At 72.0% G+C, this 24,546-nt stretch carries 23 protein-coding genes; 11 read left to right on the top strand and 12 right to left on the bottom strand.

Annotation, left to right across the window (positions count from 1 at the left end; translation table 11 throughout):
* Nucleotides 1-73: 73 nt before the first annotated feature.
* From ACZ7DE_RS20705 to ACZ7DE_RS20725, 5 genes are all read right to left on the bottom strand, one after another.
* The gene (locus tag ACZ7DE_RS20705) at nucleotides 74-1,075 is read right to left on the bottom strand and encodes a TerC/Alx family metal homeostasis membrane protein (protein WP_470763221.1); all 1,002 of its coding nucleotides are present in this window, start codon (nucleotides 1,073-1,075) and stop codon (nucleotides 74-76) included.
* A gap of 231 nt (nucleotides 1,076-1,306) precedes the next feature.
* Nucleotides 1,307-3,316 (bottom strand): TerD family protein, encoded by a 2,010-nt coding sequence (locus ACZ7DE_RS20710; RefSeq protein ID WP_470763224.1) that lies wholly within the window; start codon nucleotides 3,314-3,316, stop codon nucleotides 1,307-1,309.
* Nucleotides 3,317-3,373: 57 nt separating this feature from the next.
* Nucleotides 3,374-3,952: a TerD family protein gene (locus tag ACZ7DE_RS20715; RefSeq protein WP_057580284.1), complete on the bottom strand. Its 579-nt coding sequence runs from the start codon at nucleotides 3,950-3,952 to the stop codon at nucleotides 3,374-3,376.
* Nucleotides 3,953-4,114: 162 nt separating this feature from the next.
* Entirely contained in the window at nucleotides 4,115-6,259 is a 2,145-nt protein-coding gene (uvrB, locus tag ACZ7DE_RS20720; RefSeq protein ID WP_470763226.1) for an excinuclease ABC subunit UvrB, read from the bottom strand.
* Nucleotides 6,260-6,370: 111 nt separating this feature from the next.
* Complete coding sequence (locus ACZ7DE_RS20725) at nucleotides 6,371-7,237, bottom strand: MHYT domain-containing protein (RefSeq protein WP_470763228.1); 867 nt, start codon at nucleotides 7,235-7,237, stop codon at nucleotides 6,371-6,373.
* Nucleotides 7,238-7,504: 267 nt separating this feature from the next.
* On the opposite strand from ACZ7DE_RS20725, the gene ACZ7DE_RS20730 reads away from it, so the two are divergent.
* From ACZ7DE_RS20730 to ACZ7DE_RS20740, 3 genes are all read left to right on the top strand, one after another.
* Nucleotides 7,505-8,380, top strand: a complete 876-nt coding sequence (locus tag ACZ7DE_RS20730; RefSeq protein ID WP_470763230.1) for a glycerophosphodiester phosphodiesterase — start codon at nucleotides 7,505-7,507, stop codon at nucleotides 8,378-8,380.
* Between the two features lie 55 nt (nucleotides 8,381-8,435).
* Nucleotides 8,436-8,990: a methylated-DNA--[protein]-cysteine S-methyltransferase gene (locus ACZ7DE_RS20735; RefSeq protein WP_470763232.1), complete on the top strand. Its 555-nt coding sequence runs from the start codon at nucleotides 8,436-8,438 to the stop codon at nucleotides 8,988-8,990.
* Nucleotides 8,991-9,125: 135 nt separating this feature from the next.
* The gene (locus tag ACZ7DE_RS20740) at nucleotides 9,126-10,445 is read left to right on the top strand and encodes an MFS transporter (protein ID WP_470763234.1); all 1,320 of its coding nucleotides are present in this window, start codon (nucleotides 9,126-9,128) and stop codon (nucleotides 10,443-10,445) included.
* Here the strand turns inward: ACZ7DE_RS20740 and ACZ7DE_RS20745 are convergent.
* Nucleotides 10,436-10,864: a VOC family protein gene (locus tag ACZ7DE_RS20745; protein ID WP_470763236.1), complete on the bottom strand. Its 429-nt coding sequence runs from the start codon at nucleotides 10,862-10,864 to the stop codon at nucleotides 10,436-10,438. The genes ACZ7DE_RS20740 and ACZ7DE_RS20745 overlap by 10 nt on opposite strands.
* Nucleotides 10,865-10,967: 103 nt before the next feature.
* Here ACZ7DE_RS20745 and ACZ7DE_RS20750 point away from each other — a divergent pair, with 103 nt between their 5' ends.
* Together ACZ7DE_RS20750 and ACZ7DE_RS20755 are read left to right on the top strand one after the other, a co-directional pair.
* Entirely contained in the window at nucleotides 10,968-11,873 is a 906-nt protein-coding gene (locus tag ACZ7DE_RS20750; RefSeq protein ID WP_470763617.1) for a pseudouridine-5'-phosphate glycosidase, read from the top strand.
* Nucleotides 11,870-13,048, top strand: a complete 1,179-nt coding sequence (locus tag ACZ7DE_RS20755) for a carbohydrate kinase family protein (RefSeq protein ID WP_470763237.1) — start codon at nucleotides 11,870-11,872, stop codon at nucleotides 13,046-13,048. The genes ACZ7DE_RS20750 and ACZ7DE_RS20755 overlap by 4 nt, the downstream gene beginning before the upstream one ends.
* 1 nt (nucleotide 13,049) lies before the next feature.
* Here ACZ7DE_RS20755 and ACZ7DE_RS20760 read toward each other — a convergent pair whose 3' ends face one another.
* Nucleotides 13,050-13,844 (bottom strand): methyltransferase, encoded by a 795-nt coding sequence (locus ACZ7DE_RS20760; RefSeq protein WP_470763239.1) that lies wholly within the window; start codon nucleotides 13,842-13,844, stop codon nucleotides 13,050-13,052.
* Nucleotides 13,845-14,077: 233 nt separating this feature from the next.
* On the opposite strand from ACZ7DE_RS20760, the gene ACZ7DE_RS20765 reads away from it, so the two are divergent.
* Nucleotides 14,078-15,205 carry a magnesium and cobalt transport protein CorA gene (locus ACZ7DE_RS20765; protein ID WP_470763241.1) on the top strand — a complete coding sequence of 376 codons (1,128 nt, stop codon included), beginning with the start codon at nucleotides 14,078-14,080 and terminating at the stop codon, nucleotides 15,203-15,205.
* Nucleotides 15,206-15,338: 133 nt separating this feature from the next.
* On the opposite strand, the gene ACZ7DE_RS20770 is transcribed toward ACZ7DE_RS20765, so the two are convergent.
* Together ACZ7DE_RS20770 and ACZ7DE_RS20775 are read right to left on the bottom strand one after the other, a co-directional pair.
* Nucleotides 15,339-15,770 (bottom strand): CBS domain-containing protein, encoded by a 432-nt coding sequence (locus ACZ7DE_RS20770; protein ID WP_470763243.1) that lies wholly within the window; start codon nucleotides 15,768-15,770, stop codon nucleotides 15,339-15,341.
* 245 nt (nucleotides 15,771-16,015) lie between these two features.
* Nucleotides 16,016-16,648: a nucleoside/nucleotide kinase family protein gene (locus ACZ7DE_RS20775; protein WP_470763245.1), complete on the bottom strand. Its 633-nt coding sequence runs from the start codon at nucleotides 16,646-16,648 to the stop codon at nucleotides 16,016-16,018.
* Between the two features lie 63 nt (nucleotides 16,649-16,711).
* On the opposite strand from ACZ7DE_RS20775, the gene ACZ7DE_RS20780 reads away from it, so the two are divergent.
* From ACZ7DE_RS20780 to ACZ7DE_RS20790, 3 genes are all read left to right on the top strand, one after another.
* Complete coding sequence (locus ACZ7DE_RS20780) at nucleotides 16,712-17,479, top strand: DUF2293 domain-containing protein (RefSeq protein ID WP_470763247.1); 768 nt, start codon at nucleotides 16,712-16,714, stop codon at nucleotides 17,477-17,479.
* A gap of 148 nt (nucleotides 17,480-17,627) precedes the next feature.
* Complete coding sequence (locus ACZ7DE_RS20785; protein ID WP_470763248.1) at nucleotides 17,628-18,107, top strand: anthrone oxygenase family protein; 480 nt, start codon at nucleotides 17,628-17,630, stop codon at nucleotides 18,105-18,107.
* 135 nt (nucleotides 18,108-18,242) lie between these two features.
* Nucleotides 18,243-19,730, top strand: a complete 1,488-nt coding sequence (locus tag ACZ7DE_RS20790) for a glutamate synthase subunit beta (protein ID WP_470763250.1) — start codon at nucleotides 18,243-18,245, stop codon at nucleotides 19,728-19,730.
* Between the two features lie 99 nt (nucleotides 19,731-19,829).
* Here the strand turns inward: ACZ7DE_RS20790 and ACZ7DE_RS20795 are convergent, their stop codons facing one another.
* Nucleotides 19,830-20,711, bottom strand: a complete 882-nt coding sequence (locus ACZ7DE_RS20795) for an NAD(P)-dependent oxidoreductase (protein ID WP_470763251.1) — start codon at nucleotides 20,709-20,711, stop codon at nucleotides 19,830-19,832.
* Between the two features lie 96 nt (nucleotides 20,712-20,807).
* On the opposite strand from ACZ7DE_RS20795, the gene ACZ7DE_RS20800 reads away from it, so the two are divergent.
* Nucleotides 20,808-21,170 (top strand): winged helix-turn-helix transcriptional regulator, encoded by a 363-nt coding sequence (locus ACZ7DE_RS20800; protein ID WP_470763253.1) that lies wholly within the window; start codon nucleotides 20,808-20,810, stop codon nucleotides 21,168-21,170.
* Between the two features lie 78 nt (nucleotides 21,171-21,248).
* On the top strand, nucleotides 21,249-22,691 hold the full coding sequence (gene pdxR / locus ACZ7DE_RS20805) for a MocR-like pyridoxine biosynthesis transcription factor PdxR (RefSeq protein ID WP_470763255.1): 1,443 nt from the start codon (nucleotides 21,249-21,251) through the stop codon (nucleotides 22,689-22,691).
* 513 nt (nucleotides 22,692-23,204) lie between these two features.
* Here the strand turns inward: pdxR and ACZ7DE_RS20810 are convergent.
* Nucleotides 23,205-23,480 carry a DUF397 domain-containing protein gene (locus ACZ7DE_RS20810; RefSeq protein WP_470763257.1) on the bottom strand — a complete coding sequence of 92 codons (276 nt, stop codon included), beginning with the start codon at nucleotides 23,478-23,480 and terminating at the stop codon, nucleotides 23,205-23,207.
* Complete coding sequence (locus ACZ7DE_RS20815; RefSeq protein WP_470763259.1) at nucleotides 23,481-24,341, bottom strand: helix-turn-helix domain-containing protein; 861 nt, start codon at nucleotides 24,339-24,341, stop codon at nucleotides 23,481-23,483.
* Nucleotides 24,342-24,546 lie beyond the last annotated feature (205 nt).

Here is a 24,546-nt window from a genome sequence, read left to right on the forward strand (position 1 = left end):
ACCACCGGGAGCGGGTGGTCGGCAATCGCCGAGCACCGCTCCCGGGGGATGGTTGTTCCTACGTCGTCCGTGGTCAGGCCTCGATGCTGTCCTTCGGAGCGCCTTCGCTCGCGTTCCGCGCCGCCTCGGCCGCCGCCTGCTTCTTCGAGGCCCGCAGGCTGGTGAGCGTGGTGACGATCAGAACGGAGCAGATCACGCCCAGCGAGACCGGGATGCTGATCTCGGGAACGTGGACGCCCGACTCGTGCAGGGCGTGCAGCACCAGCTTCACGCCGATGAACCCGAGGATGATCGACAGGCCGTAGCTGAGGTGGACCAGCTTCCGGAGCAGGCCGCCGATGAGGAAGTACAGCTGCCTGAGCCCCATCAGCGCGAACGCGTTGGCCGTGAAGACGATGTACGGGTCCTGCGTCAGGCCGAAGATCGCCGGGATGGAGTCGAGGGCGAAGAGCACGTCGGTGGTGCCGATCGCGAGCATGACGACCAGCATCGGGGTCATGACCCGCTTGCCGTTCTGCTCGATCCGCAGCTTCGTGCCGTGGTAGCGGTCGGCCACACCGAACCTGCGCTCGGCTGCCCTGAGCAGCTTGTTCTCCTCGAACTCCTCGTCGTCCTCGTCGGCTCGGGCCTCCTGGATGAGCTTCCAGGCGGTCCAGATGAGGAAGGCGCCGAAGAGGTAGAACACCCAGGCGAAGCTGGCGAGGATCGCGGCGCCCGCGGCGATGAAGATCGCCCGCAGGACCAGGGCTATGAGGACGCCGACGAGCAGAACCCGCTGCTGGTACTGCGACGGGACCGCGAACTTCGCCATGATCAGGACGAAGACGAAGAGGTTGTCGACACTGAGCGACTTCTCGGTGATGAAGCCCGCGAAGAACTCTCCGGCGGGCTCACCGCCGCCGAAGACGAGCAGACCGACTCCGAACAGCCCGGCCAGGGCGATCCAGACGACAGTCCAGATCCCGGCTTCCTTGATGGACACGTCGTGCGGCTTGCGGCCGATGAAGAAGTCGACCGCGATGAGGGCGGCAAGGCCCACGATGGTCAGGACCCACAGGGTCAGGGAAACATCCACTGCGCCTCCGGCAGTACGTAACGGCAGGTAATCAGCGTCGTCGCGCTGCCGGAGGTCTCTTCCACCCGGTCCGCTCGGGACGGGCCGACGCCCCGGGATCGTCTCTGATCCGTATTGACGGGTACGCCGCAGCAGGGAGTACTCCCCTCCGTGAGGAAAACAGTACCCCAACCACCAAGAAAAGGTAAAGCGATTGGTAAAAGAAGAGCCAAGTTACCTGGTCAGGGCTCTTTACGAGTACTTGGTGCGCGCCATGGCCAGCTGGCTGAGGACTTGGTGCAGCACCTGACTGCCGGGGGGAACGAGGGCGGGCTCGTACGTCCACGCATGACCTACCCAGGGGTCCGCGAGATGGTCCTCGGCCACGGGCGTCAAGCGCAGCAGCCCCCGCCACAGCGGGTCCAGCAACGGACCGTAACCGGCGGCGTCCTCCCGGTCGGCGACCATCATCAGGTGCACGCCGACGGCGGGGCCCTCGTCCGCGAGGTAGCGCAGCTGGGTCACGGCACGGTCGTCGAAGCCGTGCGGGAAGTCGTTGACGACCAGCAGCTGCTGCGAGGTGTCGAAGCCGGGCGGCAGCGAGTCGGCGGCGCCGCCGCGCACCGCCATGTGCACCAGGTCGACGCGCTCGGTGAGCCGCCCCAGGACAGCCGCGACGCCGGCCGCACCGGCCGCGGGCGGGCCTGCCAGCACCCCGGTCCGCACCAGCGGTGCGAGCTCCTTGGCGCCCGACCCGGCCGGGTCGATGACGTGCACGGTGAACTCGTCCGCCGGATGCACCGCCAGCAGCCGGGCGGTGTGCGCCACTGCCGACTCCATCGCCAGGCGGCGCAACTCGTGGGAGTCGAGGAACGCCCCGTCGGACGAGCCGGACTGGCCGCTGTCGATCCACAGGCCGCGTTCGAGCGGGAGGCGGACCAGCATCGGGATGCGCAGCGGATCGCTCTCGGGCAGGTGGAGGTCGCCCAGGCGCAGGGCCATGGGCATCTCCATGGGGACGCGGTAGGCGTGCCAGACGGGGTTGTCCCAGCGCGCGAACGCCGCGGGCAGCGCCGGTTCGACGACGTCGGCCTCGGCGCCGAGCTGGACGAGGTCCCGATCCAGAGCCTCCCGGGCCTGGTCGACGAGCTGGATGTGCTTGGCCTGCGCCGCCTCCCGGGCGGCGTCGGCCTGTCCGCCGATCCTGCTGCGCGGGTCGGACAGGACCTGGTCCAGCTCCTTCTCCATGCGCGCGTCGGCGAAGTCGACGGCGCTGCGGTACGCGGCCGTGGTGCGGGCCAGGTCCTCGAACATGCCCCAGACCTGGTTGTAGAGCCGCTCCTCCATCGACCAGCCGGTGGCGTCGCCCGCGACGGGCTGGGCGGGCCGGCCCGGCTGGCTCGGGGGCGCGGTGGGCGGAGGCGGCGGCGGAGCCGCGTTCTGCCGGCGCGGGTGGCTGTAGTCGATCGGACCACCGGTGGCGGCCGGTGACTGCGGGGTGGCGTCCGGGTCCGCGGCCGGCGTGGCGCCCGCCGCATAGCCCTGCCCGGCGGCCCCCTGCGGGTTCTGGGGCGCCCCGTACGGGCCGGCGGCGCCCTGCTGCGCGCCGTACGGCGAACCGCTCTGGTCCGGGCCGAGCGCGGACGTGGCCGTCTGCCGGGAACGGTCGCCGTCGGCCGTACGCGGCGGCGGCGCCGGCACCGAGCGGGCCAGGCCCTGGGCGACGGCGTCGTTGATGGCGGCCGCGAGCTGGTGCGCCTGCGGCAGGCCCTGGTCGGTGAGGAGTTCGGCGAGACCGCCCGCGTAGCCCTGGCCGACGGCGCGCACCTTCCACGCGCCCTGCCGTCGGTACAGCTCCAGCGCCACGACCGCCGACTCCGCGTCCAGGCCCGTGATGGTGTAGGACGCGACCTCCGCGCCGTCGAGCCCGGTGACCGCGACGAAAGGAGCGGAAACGGACCCGAAGCTGACCGGCCCGCCGACGCCCGCGGGCAGCGCGAGCAGGACGTTGACCCGGTGCACGCTCGCCGGCATGGCGTCCAGGTCCACCGCGAGGCGATGGTCGGCGGCCGCCTGCCGGGAGACCTCGAGTCCGGGCAGCGTGGGCACGCCCGGGTGGGCCACCCACTCGACGCCGTGGATCCTGCCGCTCTCGTCTCCGAGAGCGGCCGCCGCCACGACCGGCCGGCCGGCCGAGACCCGGATCTCGAGCCGGACCTGGGAGAGCGGGTGGTTCTGCCCCCGCACCAGCTCGGCCGTCATCGCCTTCGTCCCCCTGCGTCGCGTGTGGTGTTGTCGTGTGCCGCTTGCCGAGGCGTCCTACAGCGCCGGCAGGATCGCGGGCATCAGGTCCTGGAAGGTACGGCCGTTGGCCGGCGTGCCGAGGGCCGTCATGTTCCAGCCGCCCCCCACCCGGTGCACCTTGGCCATGATCTGGGCCGTGTAGGCGCCGCCGCCCGCGAGCGTGTAGCGCGCGAGCTCCTGGCCGTTGGTCTCGTCGACCAGACGGCAGAAGGCGTTCTGCACTTCCTGGAAGGTCTGGCCGGTGAAGGAGTTCACGGTGAAGACGATCTGGTCGATGTGGACCGGAACGCGCGCGAGGTCCACGAGGATCGCCTCGTCGTCACCGCCCTGGCCGACACCGCCGACGAGGTTGTCGCCGGTGTGGCGGACCGAACCGTCGTCGCTCACCAGGTGACGGAAGAAGACGACGTCGACCGGCTGCTTGTCCGCGAACAGAACGGCCGAGGCGTCGAGGTCGATCTCCCGGGTGCGGGAGCCGAACAGGCCGCGGCGCGGGGCCGCCTGCCAGCCGAGACCCATGCGCACCGCGGTCAGGCTGCCCCCGTCGTTCTTCTGCAGACTGATGGCCTGACCCTTGGTCATGTTGACGGTCACGCGCTGATTCCCCTCTCGAGCTGTCCCCTGTTGCCGCGGCCCCCGCGGTTGACCGAAACACTACGCAAAGGCACTGACACTGCCGTAGGCAGGCCCGCACTTTGTGTCGGTCTTGCAACACAGGGCGTGCGCGGCCCGGTCACGGCGGCCGCACAGGCCCCGTCAGGCAAGTCCGGCCTCTCTCATCTGGCGCAGTTCCTTCTTCATCTCGGAGACCTCGTCGCGGATCCGGGCGGCGACCTCGAACTGCAGGTCCGCCGCGGCGGCCCGCATACGCTCCGTCATCTCCTCGATCTGCTCCGCGAGTTCGGCCGCGGGACGGTCGGTCGGCACCGTCTCCTTGGCCTTCCCCTTGGCCGCCTTGGACTTCGCGCCCTTGGCCGCCTTGTCGCCGAGGGAGGGCACCGGGGCCTTGGTGCCCCGTCCGTCCTTCTTCGCCCGGTAGCCGGAGCCGAGCAGCTGCTCCGTGTCGACCTCCTCGCGGGCGATCTGCGCGACGATGTCGTTGATCTTCTTGCGGAGCGGCTGCGGGTCGATGCCGTTCGCCTGGTTGTAGGCGACCTGCTTCTCGCGGCGGCGGTTGGTCTCGTCGATGGCCCGTTCCATGCCCGGGGTGATCTTGTCCGCGTACATGTGGACCTGCCCGGAGACGTTGCGCGCCGCACGGCCGATGGTCTGGATCAGCGAGGTGCCGGAGCGCAGGAAGCCCTCCTTGTCGGCGTCGAGGATGGCCACCAGGGACACCTCGGGCAGGTCCAGGCCCTCCCGCAGGAGGTTGATGCCGACCAGGACGTCGAACTCGCCGGCGCGCAGCTCGCGCAGCAGCTCGATCCGGCGCAGCGTGTCGACGTCGCTGTGCAGGTAGCGCACCTGGATGCCGAGTTCCAGGAAGTAGTCCGTGAGGTCCTCGGCCATCTTCTTGGTGAGCGTGGTGACCAGGACGCGCTCGTCCTTCTCCACCCGGGTGCGGATCTCGTGCACCAGGTCGTCGATCTGGCCCTCGGTGGGCTTGACGACCACTTCCGGGTCGATGAGGCCGGTGGGGCGGATGATCTGCTCCACGACGCCGTCGCCGCGCGAGAGCTCGTACTTGCCGGGCGTCGCCGACAGATAGACGGTCTGCCCGATGCGCTCCTGGAACTCCTCCCATTTCAGCGGGCGGTTGTCGAGGGCGGACGGCAGCCGGAAGCCGTGGTCGACCAGGGTGCGCTTGCGGGAGGCGTCTCCCTCGTACATGGCGCCGATCTGCGGGACGGTGACATGGGACTCGTCGATGACGAGCAGGAAGTCGTCCGGGAAGTAGTCGAGCAGGGTGTTGGGCGGTGAGCCCGGCGAGCGGCCGTCGAAGTGCATCGAGTAGTTCTCGACACCGGAGCAGGAGCCGATCTGGCGGAGCATCTCCAGGTCGTAGGTGGTGCGCATCCGCAGCCGCTGGGCCTCCAGGAGCTTGCCCTGCTTCTCCAGCTCGGCCAGGCGCTCGCCCAGCTCCTTCTCGATGTCGTTGGCGGCCCGCTCCAGGCGCTCGGGGCCCGCCACATAGTGGGTGGCCGGGAAGATGTACAGCTGCTGGTCGTCGCTGATGATCTCGCCGGTGAGCGGGTGCAGCGTGGACAGGGCCTCGATCTCGTCGCCGAACATCTCGATGCGGACGGCGAGCTCCTCGTAGACCGGGAAGATCTCGATGGTGTCGCCGCGCACCCGGAAGGTGCCCCGGCTGAACGCCAGGTCGTTGCGCGTGTACTGGATGTCGACGAAGCGGCGCAGCAGCTCGTCCCGGTCGAGTTCGTCGCCGACCCGGAGGGGGACCATCCGGTCCACGTACTCCTGCGGGGTGCCGAGGCCGTAGATGCAGGAGACCGAGGCGACCACGACGACGTCGCGGCGGGTGAGCAGCGAGTTGGTCGCGGAGTGGCGCAGGCGTTCGACCTCCTCGTTGATCGAGGAGTCCTTCTCGATGTAGGTGTCCGACTGCGGTACGTAAGCCTCGGGCTGGTAGTAGTCGTAGTACGAGACGAAGTACTCGACCGCGTTGTTCGGCAGCAGTTCGCGGAACTCGTTCGCCAGCTGGGCGGCCAGGGTCTTGTTCGGCGCCATCACCAGCGTGGGGCGCTGGAGCTTCTCGATCATCCACGCGGTGGTCGCGGACTTTCCGGTGCCGGTCGCGCCGAGCAGGACGACGTCCTTCTCACCTGCTTCGATGCGTTTGGCCAGCTCGGCGATGGCCGTCGGCTGGTCGCCGCTGGGCTGGTAGGGGCTGACGACCTCGAAAGGCGCCACCGTGCGTTCGATGTGGGAAACGGGCCGCATGCCATCCACCGTACGACCCCCCACTGACAACGGGGTCCGATCAGGGGTTTCGCCCCCTCGGGCCCGGCTTCGGCCCGTCCCTGGCCCGGCCGGCTCGGGCGGGTGGCGGGCTCAGCGGTTCTGCGGGGTGCGGGAGCCGCGGTGCGGGACCCTGCGGCGGCTGCGCAGCTGGGGGCGGCGCGGCGAGTGCGGGGCGGGCGGGTGCGCCGGCACGCCGGGTTTGTGCTCGGCGGGCGTCCAGTCGGGCTTGCCCATGACCATCAGCGGGTCGAACAGCACGACGACGCCGGCGAGGCAGAGGAAGGCGAGGGGGCCGATGAGCATCGGCGCGAGGAGGGCGGCGGGCGAGTCGCCCGTGGCCGGGGTCTCGGTGGTGTGCAGGTGGACGCTCAGGGCGGCCATGCCGGTGTAGTGCATGCCGGTGACCGCCAGCCCCATGATCAGACTGGCGCCCACACTCCACAGGAAGCCTCTGACCTGGCCCGCGGCCCACAGGGCGGCGGTGGCGGCGGCCATCGCTATGGCCACGGAGGCGCCCACGGTGAACGTGTTGTATTCGAAGTTGCCGTTGAAGCGCATGCCGGCCATGCCCAGGTAGTGCATCGACGCGATGCCCAGGCCGGTGACCGTGCCACCGGTGAAGAGCGCGGTTCCGGTCGCGCCCTTGTAGCCGACGATGAAGATCCCGACCCCGACCATGAGGATGGCGACGCCCAGGCTGGCGTAGGTCGTCGGTTTGTCGTAGTGGATCGGCGCGCCCTCGACCGTGAAGCCGATCATCGCGATGAAGTGCATGGTCCAGATGCCGGAGCCGATGGCCGCCGAGCCGAGGACGAGCCATCCGGGGCGCCAGGAGTGGGCGACGAGCAGGGCTCTGGTGGTGCAGCGCAGACCGAGGGCACCGCCGAGGCAGGCCATGAGGTAGGCCACCAGCGGTGTGACGAGTCCGTAGCTGAAACCGTCGACCGTGCCGTGCATGCGCGGTTGCCCTTCGCCCTGTAGCCGGATCTCTGAAAACGCGCCCTCCCAGGACCGCTGAGCGCGGTCAAGGCTGAGAGAGAGTATGACCCCCTCCGGAATGGTCGAACGATTTTCCGGCAAAGAAACACGGCCTTGCCGCACATGTGCGGCAGCGGTGAGCGGCCTCGGGCGTCTCGTCCATCGTGTGGCCGTCCTGCACCCCGCGCCGACGACTGTGTGCTGTCACAGTTGAGCTGTCTGTGATCGCCGACGCGAGGAGTACGCATGCACGCGCGCGCAGTTGCCGCCACGACCACCGCCGCGGTTCTGGGCACCGTCGCCCTCCTTCTCCCCGGCCACGACGCCCGGCCGGGCGTCGTGGCCCGCCCCTCGGTGATCGCCCACCGGGGCGCCTGCGCCTACGCCCCGGAGAACACCCTCGAAGCGGTCGACCGGGCCGCCTCGCTGGGGGCCCGCTGGGTGGAGAACGACGTCCAGCGCACCAAGGACGGTGAGCTCGTGGTGATCCACGACGACAGCCTTCGCCGTACGACCGACGTCGAGGAGGTCTTTCCCGGTCGGGCTCCCTGGAAGGTGAAGGACTTCACCGCGGCCGAGATCGCACGGCTCGACGCGGGGAGCTGGTTCGGCGCCGCCTACGCAGGCGCGCGCGTGCCGACGCTGAAGGAGTACCTCGGCCGTGTCGAGCACAACCATCAGAAGCTGCTCCTCGAGGTCAAGAACCCCGAGCTGTACCCGGGCATCGAGCAGCAGACGCTCAAGCTCCTGGGCAACGAGGGCTGGCTGGACCGGCGCCACGTCGCCGGCCGGCTGATCGTGCAGAGTTTCAGCGCCGTCGCCCTGCGCACCGTGCACGACCTGAAGCCGGGCGTGCGCACGGGGTTGCTGGGCACTCCGGCAGTCGCCGACCTGGGCGGTCACGCGGGCTACGCCGATCTGATCAACCCGTCGTACGCCTCCCTCTCCTCGACCTATGTCGACGCGGTGCACGCTCTGACAGGACCGCACGGCACTCCCATGAAGGTCTTCGCCTGGACCGTCGACGACGAGGCCACCGCCCGGACGGTCGCCGGGTACGGCGTCGACGGCGTCATCACCGACAGGCCCGACGTCGTGCGGCGCGCTCTGTACCGGTACTGACGTCCGGCCGTCGCCTCCGGGGGGCGTTGTCAGTGGCCGGTCGTACCGTGGGCGCATGGACAGCCATGGGCAGGACGAGCAGCAGATCGTGTGGACCGTCGTCGGCACCGACATCGGTCCGCTGCTGCTGGCCGCGACTCCGCAGGGCCTGCTCACCGTCGTGTTCCACGCCACCGACGCGGTACGCGACCAGGCGCTCGACCGGCTGGCGGGCCGCATGGGCACGGAGCCCGTCGAGGCGCCCGGCTCCCCGCTGCTGGCCGAGGCGATACGGCAGGTCAAGGCGTACTTCGCGGGTGAGCGGCGCGACTTCGAGCTGCCCTTGGACTGGTCCCTGATCTCGGGTTTCAACCGGCAGGTGCTGCGCGAGCTCGCCTCCGGCGTCCCGTACGGGGCGGTCGTCGGCTACGGCGACCTGGCCCGGCGGGTGGGGGAGCCGCGCGCGGCGCAGGCGGTGGGGGTGGCGATGGGCTCCAATCCCCTGCCGGTGGTGGTGCCCTGCCACCGGGTGGTCGAGAGTGACGGCGGCATCGGCGGGTTCGGCGGCGGTCTGGAGACCAAACGCAAGCTGCTCGCTCTGGAAGGGGTCCTGCCGGAGCCGCTGTTCTGATCGCGACGCCACGGCGCCGCGTCACGGATCCGTCTGCGCCCGGGCCTGGGCGGAGCGCGCCGCAAGGGGGGAGACTGCGCCGGTGACCATGTTTTCCCGTCCGTCCGCCCGGGGTGCGGCTGTGAGACGCCCGTCGTGACCGCGGTCGAGCGCGTCCCCAGGGCGCCCGTCGACGCGGCCGGCCTGCCCGCTCTGCGGCGCCGTACGACCGCGGTGCTGGTCACCAGCCAGATCCTCGGCGGGCTGGGCGTCGCCACCGGCATCGCGCTGGCCTCCGTACTGGCCCGGCGGGTCAGCGGGACCGAGGCGCTGTCCGGGCTCGCGCCCACCGCGACCGTCGCCGGCACAGCCGTGCTGTCGGTGCCGATGGCCGCGCTGATGACCGCCCGCGGGCGGCGGCCGGGACTGGTGCTGGCCTATCTCGTGGGCGCCCTGGGAGCCGGTGTCGTGGTGGTGGCGGCACGCGTCGGCAGCTTCCCGCTGCTGCTGTGCGGCATGGCCGCCTTCGGCGCGGCCTCCTCGGCGAACCTTCAGGCCCGGTTCGCCGCCGCCGACCTGGCCGAGCCGCATCGGCGGGCCCGGGCCATCTCGAACGTGGTGTGGGCGACCACCGTGGGCGCGGTCCTGGGGCCCAACATCGCCGCGCCCGCAGGCCGGAGCGTCGCCGGACTGGGGATCCCCGCGGAGGCGGGCCCCTTCCTGTGGGCGGCCGGGATCTTCGTCGTGTCGGCGCTCGTGGTGGCCGTGCTGCTGCGGCCCGATCCGCTACTGACGGCCCGCGCGCTCGCCCCGGTGGAGGAGCGCTCACCCGAGGCCCGTTCGCTGCGCGCCGGTCTGACGGCCGTCGCCGCCTCGCCGCGCGCACGGCTGGCGCTGGCGACGGTGGCGGTGTCGCACACGGCGATGGTGTCGGTCATGTCGATGACCCCGGTCGCCCTCGCGCACCACGGCGCGGACATCGATCTGATCGGGCTGGTCATCAGCGGGCACATCGCGGGCATGTACGCGTTCTCGCCGTTGATGGGCCGGCTGGCGGACCGGGTGGGGCGGCTGTCGGTGACGGGTCTCGCGGCCGGGCTGCTGGCGCTCGCGCTGTTCCTGGCGGGCACGGCCGGCGACAGCGACGGGCAGACCGCCGCCGGACTCTTCGTGCTCGGCCTGGGCTGGTCGGCCGGGCTCGTGTCCGGTTCCGCGCTGCTCACCGACGCGGTGCCGCAGTCCGCGCGGGCCGCCGCCCAGGGGCTCTGCGACCTCACCATGAACACCTCGGCGGGCGTCGGCGGGGCGATCGCGGGGCTGGTCGTCGCGCAGGCGAGCTACGCGTGGCTCAATGCCGCCGCGGCCGGTCTGCTCGTCCCGCTAGCCGCCCTGGTGCTGTTCACGCGGGGCGGCCGACGGGAAGAGGACACGGCGCGGAAGGCGGCCGGCGGCCCGGCGGGCGGGCGTCAGTCGTAGTGCCGTGCCTCGACGACGTTGCCGTCCGGGTCGCGGAAGTAGAAGCTGCGCGAGGCTTCGCCGCGGGCGCCGAAGGAGCCGTGCGCGATGTCGGAGACGGGCACCGCGTTCTCCTCCAGGCGGGTGCGGAGTCCGTCGAAGCCGGCCCGCGGCAGGGCGAGGCAGACATGGTTCACGGGGTGTCCCGCGCTGTCGGCGGCGCCGGGGAGCATCCGCATGCGCTCCGCCATCGACACCGGCATGAGGTCGAGGAGGGTCTCCTCGTTGACGCGTACGGAGGGAAACGGTTCCTTGCCGGCGGCGAACTCGGACAGCCTCACGGGCTCCAGACCGACGGCCTTCTCGTAGAAGCCGGCGGCGGCCACGGGGTCGCGCACCCACAGGACGACGTGGTCGAGGCGGGTCGTGTTGTCCGTCATGCCTCCCAGGCTGGTGGCGTCCCCCACAGGCCGCAAGGGTTTGACCGGTCGTGCCGCTCGCCAGAGATTGAGGGGAGACCGACGGACAGGAGGCGGGCGCGTGGTGCTGGTGGTGTCGGAAGAGGTGCGGGACGCGATCGACGCGCGTCGACCCGTGGTGGCCCTGGAGTCCACGATCATCTCGCACGGGCTGCCCCGCCCGCGCAACCTGCAGGTGGCACTGGAACTGGAGTCGGTCGTACGCGCGGAGGGCGCCGTGCCGGCGACGATCGCGGTGCTGGACGGGCGACCTCATGTGGGCCTGGACAAGGAACAGTTGGAGCGGGTCGCCAACGAGGACGGCTTCCGCAAGCTGGGCCATCGCGACCTTCCGCTCGCGGTGGCGTCGGGGGTCGGCGGGGCCACGACCGTGTCGGCGACGGCGCTGCTGGCGGCGCTGGCGGGGGTACGGGTGTTCGCGACGGGCGGGCTCGGCGGGGTGCACCGGGAGTGGACGGTCACCCAGGACGAGTCGGCCGACCTGGGACTCCTGGCGAGCACCCGGATCACGGTGGTGTGCGCGGGCGTCAAGTCGATCCTCGACGTGCCGGCGACCCTGCAGCGGCTGGAGACGCTGGGCGTCGCCGTGGCCGGCTACGGCACCGACCGCTTCCCCGGCTTCTACCTCTCCGACTCGGGCCATCCCGTCGACTGGACGCTGGACAGCCCGCGGCAGGTGGCCGAGGTCATGCGGGCCCAGGACGCACTCGGCGTGCCCGAGTCGGCCCTGATCGTCGCCAACCCGGTGCCCGAGGAGGAGCAGCTGGATCCCGAGCTGCACGCGCGCGTGCTCGCCGACGCGCTGCACGCGTGCGAGGAGGCCGGCGTGAGCGGCCAGGGCGTCACGCCGTTCCTGCTCGACTACCTCGTCCGGCACACCGACGGCGCGTCCCTGAACGCCAACCTGGCGGCGGTGCGCGGCAACGTGCGCCTGGCGGCACGGATCGCGACGGCGTGGGCCGAGGCATGACCGGCCGACCGGACGGGGCGGACCGCGCGAACGGCGGCCCGGTCCGGGAGCCGGGTCGGGACACGGGAACGGGATCCGCGACGGGCCAGGGCACGGGAGCGGGACCCGTCACGGGACAGGGCACGGGAACGGGACCTGCGACGGGAGCGGTTCGGGGGCCGGGCGGGAGGTCCGGCGGGAGACCCGGAGGGAGGCCCGGCGGCGGGGCGGTCTCCGTCACGGGCGAAGCGGGAGGCGGGGGTCTGCTGGTCGTCGGCGACGTCGTGACGGACGTCATCGCCCTGCACCGGGGGCCGCTGGCCTCGGGGACGGACACGGCCTGTGTGATCCGCACCGTGCCGGGCGGCGCGGGCGCCAACGTGGCGTGCTGGGCGGCGCACTGGGGGTGTGCGGACGTACGGCTGCTCGGGCGGGTGGGCGCGGAGTCGGCGGCCTGGCACGAGCGGGAGCTGACCGCGTGCGGGGTGCGGCCCCGCCTCGTCGTCGACCCGCAGGCGGCGACCGGCACGGTGATCTGCCTGGTCGACACGGATGCCTCGGCCGAGCGGACGTTCCTCACCGACAGCGGCGCGTCCCTGCGGCTGGACCCCGACGACTGGTCGGACGCCCTCCTGGACGGGGTCGGTCGACTGCACCTGTCCGGCTATCTGCTGTTCTCCGAGTCCGGTCGGGCCCTGGTGCGCTCGGCGTCGGCGTCGGCACGCGCGCGTGGGGTGCCGGTGAGCCTCGATCCCGCGTCGGCGGGCTTCCTGGCGGAACTGGGCGTCCACCGCTTCCCGGCCCTCGTCGAGGGGCTGGACGTGCTGCTTCCCAGCCGTGACGAGGCCTGTCTGCTGACCGGGCTGCCCGACGGGACGGACGCGGCGGCCGAGCTGAGCCGCCATGTCCCGCTGGTGGTGGCCAAGCAGGGTCCGGACGGTGCGCTGCTCGCCCGGGACGGTGCCGTCGTCGCCCGCGTCCCCGCCGCCGCGGCGACCCCCAGGGACACCACGGGCGCCGGCGACGCGTTCACCGGCGCGTTCCTGGCCGCGCTGCTCGCCGGGGCAGACCCGGAGGCGGCCGCGTCGGAAGGCTGCCGGGCAGGGGCCCGGGCGGTGGAGCACGTCGGCGGCAGACCGGCCGCCACCGGCGGCGGCACAGCGCCGACGACGACTGGCGCCGCCCGCGTCGACTGACCTATCCCTTTCGCCCCCACGCCGAGATCATCGGCGCTGTCGCCAGGTCCATGCTGCCGGCGGCGACGTTGGCCAGATGCCGGTCGATGTCCTCGTCGGTCGCCAGCCCTGCCTTGACGAGTTCGTCACGGATCTGGCGGATCGTCGCGGACTCCAGGGCGGTGCAGGCGGGCGAGGTGACGGGGAAGTGGGCGTCGGCCTCGACCCGGTGCAGCCCGGCCTCGCGGAGCAGCCGCGGGAGCTTGCGGCCGTAGGAGAGGTCGGCGCCCCGGCCGGCCAGGAGCTGGCGGAAGCCGTGGCGCAGACGGTTCGCCAGCTGCTGTTCGGGGCCGTGCTCGTCGGGGCAGAGCAGGGGCTGGAGGGCGGGGTCGGCGTCCTCGATCAGGAGACGTCCGCCGGGGCGAAGGGCCCCGACCATGGACCGCAACGCGCGTTCCCGGTCCGGCACGTGGACCAGGACGAGCCGGGCGTGCACCAGGTCGAAGGCCTCCATCGGCGGCTCGTCGAGGCCGAGGTCGTGGACGCGGACCTCGACCGGCGGGCGGGCAACGGACCTCAGCCGGGAGGTGTCGATGTCGGTGGCGAGGACCTTGCCCGTGGGACCGACCTTCTTCGCCAACCAGGAGACCACGGAGGTGCCGCCGGCGCCCGCCTCCCAGCAGCGCCAGCCGGAGCCGATCCCGAACCCTTCGAGATGGCGGAACGTGGTCGGGTCGAAGAGTGCGGCGAAGGCGTCGAAGCGCTCCTCCGCCTCCGGCTGCCGGTTGTCGAGGAGGTATCCGTCGGATCGCGTCATGCGCCGATCATCCCAGTTGTCCGGTGTGTCGGACGTGGTCGACGCGGCCGGGAACCCGGCGCCGGAAAGTCGGCGGCCGCTCCCGTGCGGCTCATGAAGTCCCGTCGTCCACAGGCGGGAACAAAACGGAACCTTCCCTTTCCACAGGCTTACGCACGTCACACGCGGGCCTGGCACACTGGCGCGGCAGGGCGCAGGAATGCGGCGCGAGGAGATCACGCAAGGAGACCCAGATGACCATGGCGGGGAATCTGCGGAAGGTCGCCGGCTTCGGACGGGTCGGTGGCCTGCGCGGGGTGGCGCGGTTGGCCCGACGGCGCCCGCGGGTCGACCTCAGTCACCACGCACGCTCCCCGCTGGGATCCTCCGTGGTGAACTGCGTGACGTACCGGGACGGCGTCCGTGCTCCGCGCGGCGGCGATCTGGTCGACACGGTGGAGCAGGTGCGCAAGAGCGGTCACGGTTTCGTGTGGCTCGGCCTGCACGAGCCGACGAACGAGGAGTTCGCAGGCATCGCCGAGCTGTTCGACCTGCATCCGCTGGCGGTCGAGGACGCCGTCGAGGCCCACCAGCGGCCGAAGGTGGAACGGTACGGCGAGACGCTGTTCGCGGTGTTCAAGACGGTCTGCTACGTCGAGCACGAGGAGCTCACCGCGACGAGCGAGGTGGTCGACACCGGCGAGATCATGGTGTTCGTCGGCCGGGACTTCGTGATCTCGGTGCGGCACGGACGGCACGGCTCGCTGGGCCCGCTGCGCGAGGAGCTGGAGTCCGACACGGTTCAGCTGGCGAAGGGCCCGTCGGCGGTGCTGCACGCGATCGCGGACCACGTGGTCGACGACTACCTCAACGTCATCGACGCCGTGCAGGCGGACATCGACCAGGTCGAGACGGACGTGTTCGCGGAGAACGGCGCGCGGGCCGATCCCGGACGCATCTACCAGCTCAAGCGTGAACTCCTGGAGCTGAAGCGGGCCGTGGTGCCGCTCGCCCGGCCGCTGCTGGACCTCGCGGACCGGCCGGTCCGGGTGGTCGACCCGGAGATACAGGCCTACTTCCGGGACGTCTCCGACCACCTGCTGCGGGCCACCGAGCAGATCGCCGCCTTCGACGAACTGCTCAACTCGATCCTGCAGGCGCACCTGGCGCAGGTCACGGTCGCGCAGAACGAGGACATGCGCAAGATCACGGCCTGGGCCGCGGTGATCGCGGTGCCGACGATGGTCTGCGGGGTGTACGGCATGAACTTCGACAACATGCCGGAGCTGCACTGGAGGTTCGGCTACCCCCTGGTCGTCGGCGTCATATCCGTCGGCTGCTGGGTCCTGTACCGCGGCTTCCGGCGCAACGGCTGGCTCTGAGCGACAAAGCACGAGGGCGACGGGGGCGACGAGGGGGCAGGGGCGAACGGGGTTCCGGCGGGCGGCCGGAGCGCGCATGCCGGCTGCCGGCTCTGTCGGCCGCGAGGGGTGACGACGGCCCCGGCCGACGTCATCACCGTGGCGAACCGGCCCTGGCGTAGACGCTCTCGGCCCAGGCGGCGATCTGGTCCTCGGTCAGGTGCCGGGCGAGGTCGGCTTCACTGATCATGCCCACCAGGCGCTTGTTGTCGATGACGGGCAGCCGGCGTATCTGGTGGTCCTGCATCTCCCGGATCACCTCGCCGACGTCGGCGCCCGCGTCGATCCAGCGAGGCGTGCCCTGGGCCATCTCCCCGGCGGTGACCCTGGCCGGGTCGTGCCCCACGGCCACACAGCCGACGACGATGTCCCGGTCGGTGAGGATGCCGCAGAGCCGCTCGTTCTCGTCGCTGATGGGCAGCGCTCCGACGTTCAGCTCGCGCATGAGCTGGGCCGCGCGGTCGAGAGTCTCGTGAGCGGGGATCCACTGCGCGCCCCGGTGCATGATCTCTCCGGCTGTGGTCATGGGGTACCTCCCGGTGCCGGACGCCGGCGCGACGCGGGAGGCGCCGCGGTCCCGACGCACTACATTTTCGCCGCGTCGCCGAACGCCCGCACCCGGAACTCACGTCCGTGCAGCCTGCCTACGAAGGTCTACGCAGGCGTACGCGGGCGGACGCAGGTGTACGCGGGCGGCCGGGAAGCCCACGTTCCTCCGCGCAGGCGGCCGGGAGGCCCACGTTCCTCGGCGTTCCTGCCGTCGAGCAGCGATCAGCCGCCCCAGGCCGGATGGCGAGGATCGTCCGCCCGCACGAGCACGTCGGCCGTCGCGGCCGGATCGGTCTCCTGGGCGTACCGCTCGAAGGCGGGGAGGGTCCAGTGGTCGGCTTCGGGGGTGCGCCGACGCAGGGCGGCCGGGGAGAGCAGGACGTGGACGCTCAGGTCGAGGGGGAACCAGTGCCGCAGCAGAAACGGGCCGTGCAGCAGAAGGAATCCGCCGGGCGGGAGGGGGACGTAGGCGCTACGGGTCGCGCGGTCGGTGACGGGGTCACGGAGATCGGGCAGGATCCGCCCCTGTCCATCGGCTTCGAGGGGATTGAACACCTCGCGCCACAGCGCGCCGGTGTCGAACCAGCCGTCGTAGTAGGCCTCCACGTCGTGGTGGCCGTGCTCCAGGCGGAGGGAGGCGGGGCGGAGGAAGCCGTGGGTGTCCACGACCTGGGAGGGGCGGCCGCGGGTGCGCAGGGCCTCGGCGACGCGCAGGGCGAGGTCTCCCGGGCGGGCCGCGGGCGCGCCGTCGAACGCGATGCGCGGCCAGGGGCTGCCGTCGTCCGGCTTCAGGTCGAGCAGCCGCTCGGCGAGGAGGTCTCCGAGCCGTTCCCAGGTGATCGCTTCGAGTCGCACACCGCCATCATGCACGCTCCTGGACCAGGTGCCGCCGGGTCCACCAGGGGGAATGAAGTCCGTATGCCACCCGCATCCCTCACCGCCTCCGGGCCCCGTACCGGGTTCGTCGTCGTCCAACCGCTTCGGCGGAAGCACTGCGCCGGGTGTCGTCGCGGTCCACTGGCGATGCTGGTGCTGGAGGACGCCGCGCCCCGCTGCCTCGACTGCGCCGACCTCGGGCATCTGGTGTTCCTGCCGCGCGGCGACACGGCGCTGACGCGCAGAGCGCGTGAGGAGAGCGGGCTTTGTGCGGTGGTGGTCCGCTTCAACCGGCGCAAGGGGCGCTACGAACGGCAGGGTGTCCTCGTCGAGGAGGCAGCGCTGGCGCGGGCGGAGGAGCGGTGTCTGGCGGACGCCGAGGCGCGCAGGCGGCGCCGGGTGCGCGACGCCCGGCGCCGGGCGTCGCAGGACGCGCTGTTCGCGGAGGCGTTCGCGGCGGAGATCCTGCGGCTGTTTCCCGGCTGCCCGGGAGAGCGGGCGCGCGGGATCGCCGCGCACGCCTCGCTGCGGGGCAGCGGCCGCGTCGGGCGCAGCGCCGCCGGGCGGGCGTTGTCCGAGGGGGCCGTCGTCCCGGCGGTCGTGGCGTCCGTACGGCACCTGGACACGCCGTACGACCGGCTGCTGATGAGCGGGCTGCCGCGGCACGAGGCCCGCCAACGGATCAGGGGCGACGTGGAGACCGTGCTGCGGACGTGGCGGGAGGGGACGCCGAGGCCCGACGAGCGACAGGAGTGTCCGGGGCCCCGGGAGCCCCGTCAGCGCCAGGAGCGGGACGGGGCCGTCGCCTAGGTCCGCTTGCCGGGCCGGCGGCCGGTGGACGGGCGCGCATGTCGACGCGCGTTTCGGCCATGGTCACCGATCATGAAAGGGATTTCACTTGAGGTGACGGACCGCACCGGGCAAGATCTCCGCTCGACGGGTGGGAGTTGACGTTGTCATGATCGATGAGCCGTATCCGCTGCTCGCGATGGCGGGCGCGCTCGCGACGGGACTGATGGCCGGGGTGTTCTGCGCCTTCTCCGTCCTGGTGATGCGGGGGCTCGCCGCGCTGCCGCCGGCCCAGGGCGTGGCGGCGATGAACGCGATCAACTCCTCGGCGACTACACCGGTCTTCATGATCCTCTTCCTGGGCGTGGCGGCCCTGTGCGCGGTGATCGCCGTCGTGACGTTCGTGCTGTGGCCGGACCACGGGACGGTGCATCTGCTGCTGGGCAGCGCGCTGTACCTGTGCGGCGCGTTCGGCGTGACCGTGATGGCGAACGTGCCGCGCAACGAAGCCCTGATGAAGCTGGCGCCGGGCGCCTCGGAGGCCGTCACGTACTGGCCGGCGTATCTGCGCGAGTGGACGAGGTGGAACCACGTGCGCACGGCGGCCTCCGCGGCGGCGGCACTCGTGTACGCGCTGGCCCTGGTCTGATCGACTCTCGCCGGAAAAGCCTCGGGAAAGCGCTGTCCCCCCACTCTGCGGGGGTGACCGACGGGACGTATCGTGGCCGGAAGAGTGCCGCCCGATGACGCTCGGCCTGTCGTACGCGTACGCAAGGAAACGCCCATGGCCGATCCCAAGGGATTCATGACGACACCCCGCCAGGACTGGCCCCGCCGGCCGGTCGAGGAGCGGGTAAGGGACTGGGACGAGGTGTACGTCCCCGGGGCGCTGCTGCCCCTGATCAGCAACCAGGCCGACCGTTGCATGGACTGCGGCGTCCCCTTCTGCCACGAGGCCTGTCCGCTCGGCAATCTGATCCCCGACTGGAACGACCTGGTGTCCCGGGAGGACTGGCGGGCGGCGAGCGACCGGTTGCACGCGACCAACAACTTCCCCGAGTTCACCGGCCGGTTGTGCCCGGCTCCGTGCGAGGCGGGGTGTGTGCTCGCCATCAACCAGCCGGCCGTCACGATCAAGAACGTCGAGGCCGCCATAGCCGACCGGGCCTGGGCCGACGGGTTCACCCCGCCACGGCCGCCGGACCGGTTGTCCGGGAAGACGGTGGCGGTGATCGGCTCCGGACCCACCGGTCTCGCCGCGGCCCAGCAGTTGACCCGGGCGGGCCACACGGTCGCCGTCTACGAGAAGGACGACCGGATCGGCGGGCTGATGCGGTACGGCATCCCCGAGTTCAAGATGGAGAAGCGCCATCTCGAGCGGCGGATCGAGCAGATGCGGGCGGAAGGCACGAAGTTCCGTACGTCGACCACCGTCGGGCGGGACGTCATGGCCGCGGATCTACTGACCCGCCACGACGCCGTGGTGATCGCCACCGGGGCGACCGAGTGGCGTGAACTGCACGTCCCTGGGCGGGAGTTGACCGGCATCCAGCAGGCGATGGAGTATCTGCCGCTGGCCAACCGGGTGTGCGCGGGGGACCTGGAGACGTCCCCGATGTCCGCCGCCGGGAAGCATGTCGTCATCGTGGGCGGCGGTGACACGGGGGCGGACTGTCTGGGCACGGCGGTGCGCGAGGGCGCCGCGTCGGTGACCCAGTTGGACATCTACGCGCAGCCCGGCGCGGAGCGCGACGAGGACGCCGACCCCTGGCCGACGTATCCGAAGATCTACCGGCTGTCGGCGGCGCACGAGGAGGCGCGCGACCTTCGGTCCGCGCCGGCGGCGGACGCGGACGCACGGCTGTTCGCGGCGTCCACGCTCCGCTTCACCGGCGACGCGACCGGTCACGTGCGGTCGCTGCACCTCGTCGAGGTCGACGCGCGGCGCAGGCCCGTGGACGGCACCGCGCGGGCGCTCCCCGCCGACCTGGTGCTGCTCGCCCTCGGCTTCTCCGGTCCCGACCGGGGGGACGGGCTCGTCGAGCAGCTCGGGGTGACGCTGGAGCCGCGCGGCACGATCGCACGAGACGGTGACTTCGCGACGAACGTCCCGGGCGTGTTCGCGGCGGGGGACGCGGCCCGCGGACAGTCGCTGATCGTGTGGGCGATCGCCGAGGGGCGGGCGGTGGCCGCCGCCGTCGACCGCCATCTGACGGGGAGTTCACGGCTGCCGACGCCCATCGGACCGTACGACCGGCCCATGAGCGTCTAGAGCGGGTGGTGGAAGCGCCGGTCGCAGCCGTTCGTCGGGGGCGTGCCCAGACCGCTCGCTTCCGGGACGGCGAGCGGCCGGCCACTGCGGTCACTGCGGTCACTGCACCAGCAGGTCGATCACGCCCGTCAGGCCCTCCTCACCGCTGCCCTCGGCCAGGCGGCGGCGCATGAGCCGGAAATAGGGGGTGAGCAGTTCCGGGCTGACCCCCTGCTGCTCGGCGGTGCTCAGGAAGGTCGGCGTCCCGGCCACCTGCATGGCGAGGCTGGAGACGACGCCCTTGGTGTAGTCGCCGCTCCGTAGCTGGTCGGCGGACTGGTGAACCGCCGGGGCCATCGCGACGAGCCAGTCGGCGAGCAGCGGGGCGAGCGCCGCCGGGTCGATGTCCTCCTTGCGGATCAGGGCGAAGGCGTGCGCGGCCCCGGCGAACATCCCGTACATGGCGCTGAGCAGAGCCACGTCGTGCAGGGTCGCGAAGCCCGCGTCCTCGCCCACGTAGGCGGTGCCGGCCGGGACGCCCAGGGTCTCTTCGTGCCGCTCGAACAGCTCGCGCGAACCGCTGTAGAAGACGTAGCCACCGGCTTCCGGGACGCCGATCATCGGAGGGACGGCCATGATCCCGCCGTCCAGGTAGCGGGCGCCGCGCTCGCGGGCCCACTCGGCGCGGGCGCGGGCCTGGGCGGGGGTGCTGGTGGTCAGGTTGACCAGGTCCTTGCCGGCCAGGTCGGCGCCGGCCAGCGCCTCGTCGACCGAGGCGTCGTCCAGCAGACAGACGACCACGAGGGTGTGCGCGGCGACCGCCTCGGCGGCGCTGTCCGCGACGCTCGCCCCCTCGGCGGCGAGCGGCTTCGCGCGGGCCGGGGTGCGGTTCCAGACGGTGAGCGGGTGGCCGGCGGCGAGCCAGGTACGGGCCAGCGCGGCGCCCATCGCGCCGAGGCCCAGCAGCGTGACGGAGGTCTTCTCAACGGGGTTGTGTGCCATGCCGATTAGGCTGGTCCGAGGCCCGGAGGTGATCAAGTACGCACTTCGGAGTGGGTGGTTACCCCGGGGGGAGCGAGCACGTCGGAGGGATGAGGCATGACGACGCTGAACCGGCCGGGCTCACCGGACGGACACGTCTGCGGGATCGACACCGCGATGGAGGTGATCGGCGGCAAGTGGAAGGTGCTGATCCTCTGGGCACTCCACGAGCACCCCTGCCGCCGCTTCGGCGAACTGCGTCGACTGCTTCCGGGGATCACCGAGAAGGTGCTGGCCTCCCACCTGCGTGAGATGGAGGCGGACGGCGTCGTGCACCGCGTCTCCTACGACGAGGTGCCGCCCCGCGTCGAGTACTCGCTGACCGAGGACGGCGTGCGCCTCAACGAGGCACTCCAGCCGCTGGCCGCCTGGGGACGCGAGCGGACGACCGCTCGGGGACAGGAGTACAGGGCGGGTTAGTGCGTGGCGAAGGTCTGCCCGCAGTCCTCGACACATGGCTGTGACGAGCCCGAAAGACCCTCTGTAGGGTGCGTTTTCATGGCGAATTCCTGGGTCGATTCCGCAGAGCGGATCGGTGCCGACCTGCACCTGGAGCTGGCCGGGCCCGGCGGGCGGCGAGCCGCTCTCAGCCGTGCGCTGCGCGAGGCCGTGCGCAGCGGGCGACTCGCTCCGGGCACCCGGCTGCCGCCGTACCGCTCACTGGCGGCCGACCTCGGCGTCGCCCGCAACACGGTGGCCGACGCCTACGCGGAGCTGGTCGCGGAGGGCTGGCTGACCGCCCGGCAGGGATCCGGCACCCGGGTCGCCGACCGGTCCGCCCCGTCGCGGCGCGGCGGTCGCGCGCCCGTCAAGGCGCCCGCACGCGCGCGTGGACCCTTGCACGACCTTCGGCAGGGCACCCCGGACCCGTCGTCGTTCCCGCGCACGGCCTGGCTGGCCTCCTACCGGCGGGCCCTGCACCAGGCGCCCAGCGAGGCGTTCGGGCCCGGCGACCCCGCCGGCCGCCGGGAGCTGCGCGAGGCGTTGACGGAGTACCTCGCACGCGCGCGTGGCGTGCGCACCGAGCCCGACCGCGTCGTGATCTGCTCGGGCTTCGCCCACGCGCTGCGTCTGCTGTTCGCCCCGGGCCGCGGGGTGCTGCGTGGTCCGCTCGCCGTGGAGGCGTACGGGCTGGAGTTCCACCGCGAGTTGCTGGCGGCGGCGGGCGTGCGGACGACTCCGCTGCCGCTGGACGAGGACGGGGCGCGCGTCGACGGCCTGGGGCGCGAGCGGCTCGTACTCCTCACCCCGGCCCACCAGTTCCCGACCGGCGGCCCCCTGCACGCGACCCGCCGGACCGCCGTCGTCGACTGGGCACGCGCGCGTGGCGGGCTGCTTCTGGAGGACGACTACGACGGGGAGTTCCGCTACGACCGCAAGCCCGTCGGCGCGCTCCAGGGGCTCGATCCCGAGCGGGTCGTCCACATCGGCTCGGTCAGCAAGAGCCTGTCGCCCGCGGTGCGCCTGGGATGGATGGTGCTGCCCGAGCGGTACGTGGACGGCGTCCTCGCCGCCAAGGGCGAACGGGAGGCCTGGGCGAGCGTCCTGGACCAGCTGAGTCTGGCCGACTTCATCGCGTCGGGGGCGTACGACCGTCATGTGCGGCGTATGCGGCAGCGGTACCGCGATCGCCGGGACCGGCTGATCGAGGCGCTCGCCGCCCGTGCGCCGCACATCGAGGTCACCGGCGTAGCGGCCGGTCTCCACGCGGTGCTGCGGCTGCCGCCCGGCACCGAAGGGGCCGCGCTCCGGGCCGCCGCCCGGCACGGCGTCGCGCTGGACGGCCTGGCCGGCTTCCGGCACCCGGCGACGGACATGGCGGCGCACGACGGTCTCGTCGTCGGATACGCGACTCCGTCCGAGCACGCCTACGGCGCGGCGCTGGACGCGTTGTGCCGGGTGCTGCCGCCGGCCGGACCGCGGAGTGCCGCCGCCGGATGAGCGGCCGGGCCGCACGGTCGGTCGTGGTCGGAACAGAGGGCGCGGGCGTCCCGCGCGACCCCCTGGGCGCCGGGGGCAGGTCGGTCTCGACCCGGGACGCCGAAGCCGAGGCCGGCGCTGACGCCGAGGCCGGCACCGGCGCTGACGCCGAGGGCCAGGAACCGCCGCACGCCGTTCCTGGCCCGCCTGCACCCGGCCCGGCCCGGGGGCCCCGCGGTCCCCGGGTCCCGGGGTCCCAGGGCGTTCAGCACCGGGGGACGGCGGCGCGGTGCACGAGGGAACGGTTGACTCGTGCCATCACCGGCGTTCAGGGATCGAGGGCGCGCATCCGCGCGCCCGGTGGGACTTGCTCGTGGCGAGCTGGACGGCGCCGACGGGGTTCTGCCCGGTCATGACGCACTCCATGAACATGTGACGCAATTAGTGATCAAGTCAGTACCAAAACAAGGGAGTCGAGCGAAGGGATGGAAGAGAAAAGGCAGTTGGGGGCGGAAAGCTACCGGACAGTTCCGTTCAGGACAACAGGAAGTCGGCCTCCCCCGCCTTGGCTCCCTCGATGAAGGCCGTCATCTCGTCCGAGGTGTAGATCAGGGCAGGTCCGTCGGGGTCGGTGGACTGACGGACGGCGATCCGGCCGTCGGCGAGCTTCATCGCTTCCAGGCAGTTGCCTCCGTTGCCGCCGCTCCACGGCTTGTGCCAGCCCTCGCTGCCCAGCTCCCGGGCGGGCATGCCGTTGTAGATCCGCTGAGCGCGGACCCGCGGCCTGGACGGGGTCTTGATGCGATTCATTCACAACTCCTTGCGGAGATCCCGCAGGATCTCCTTCGTGCGATGTGCTGTAGCGGCCTGCGCCGCCATGCGGTCCATGACCTCGAGGTGGGTCGCCACCTCGGTGCGGGCGTCGAGGTAGACGGCGCCCGTCAGGTACTCGCTGTAGACCATGTCCGGAAGCTCCGGCATGGCGAATCGGAACAGCACGAAGGGCCCGTACGTGCCCGGATGCGGCCCGTTGGCGAACGGGGCGACCTGCAGCGTCACATTGGGCAGCTTCGCGGCGTCGAGCAGTTTGTCGATCTGCGCGCGCATCACCTCCGGGGGACCGACCGGACGGCGCAGCACCGTCTCGTCCATCACGACCCACAGTCGGGGGGCATCCTGACGGGTGAGCAGATCCTGGCGTTGTATGCGCAGGTCGACGAGGCGCTCGATGTCCTCCGGCCGGGTCTGCCCGATGGCGCCGGACTTCAGCACTCCGCGCGCGTAGTCCTCGGTCTGCAGCAGGCCGGGGACGAAGTGGGGCTCGTACTGACGGATCAGCGCGGCGGCGCCCTCGAGGCTGACGTGCATCGAGAACCAGCCGGGCAGGACGTCGTGGAACCGCTGCCACCAGCCCGGCTTGTTGGCGTCCTCGGCGAGCTGGACGAAGCCCTCGGCCTCCTGGTCGGTGACCCCGTAGGCCTTCAGCAGCAGCTGGAGGTACGGGATCTTGAGGCTGACCTCGGCCATCTCCATACGGCGGACCGTGGCGGGCGCGACACGCAGGATGCGGGCGGCTTCCTCGCGCTTGAGCCCGGCGCGTTCCCGCAGGTCCAGCAGGCGCCGGCCGAGGACGACCTGCCCGACCGTCGGCGCGGACCGCGGTTCGCTCACGCTCCACCTCCACGAAGAGCCCGAACCGGCCGCGCGCGGGGCCTCACGAGCCCCGAACCGGCCGGTCACGAAAAGAATCCCGACAGCCCTACGGCGCCACCCGGGGCCCCGATCGGACGATCCGTCCCGAACGCGTACGGATCTCCGTTGGTCCCGACTGGCGCCGTTCAACGTGCTGTTGCGAGAGCAGTGTGCCACGGCCCCC

The organism is Streptomyces sp. NPDC037083, assembly GCF_055606485.1.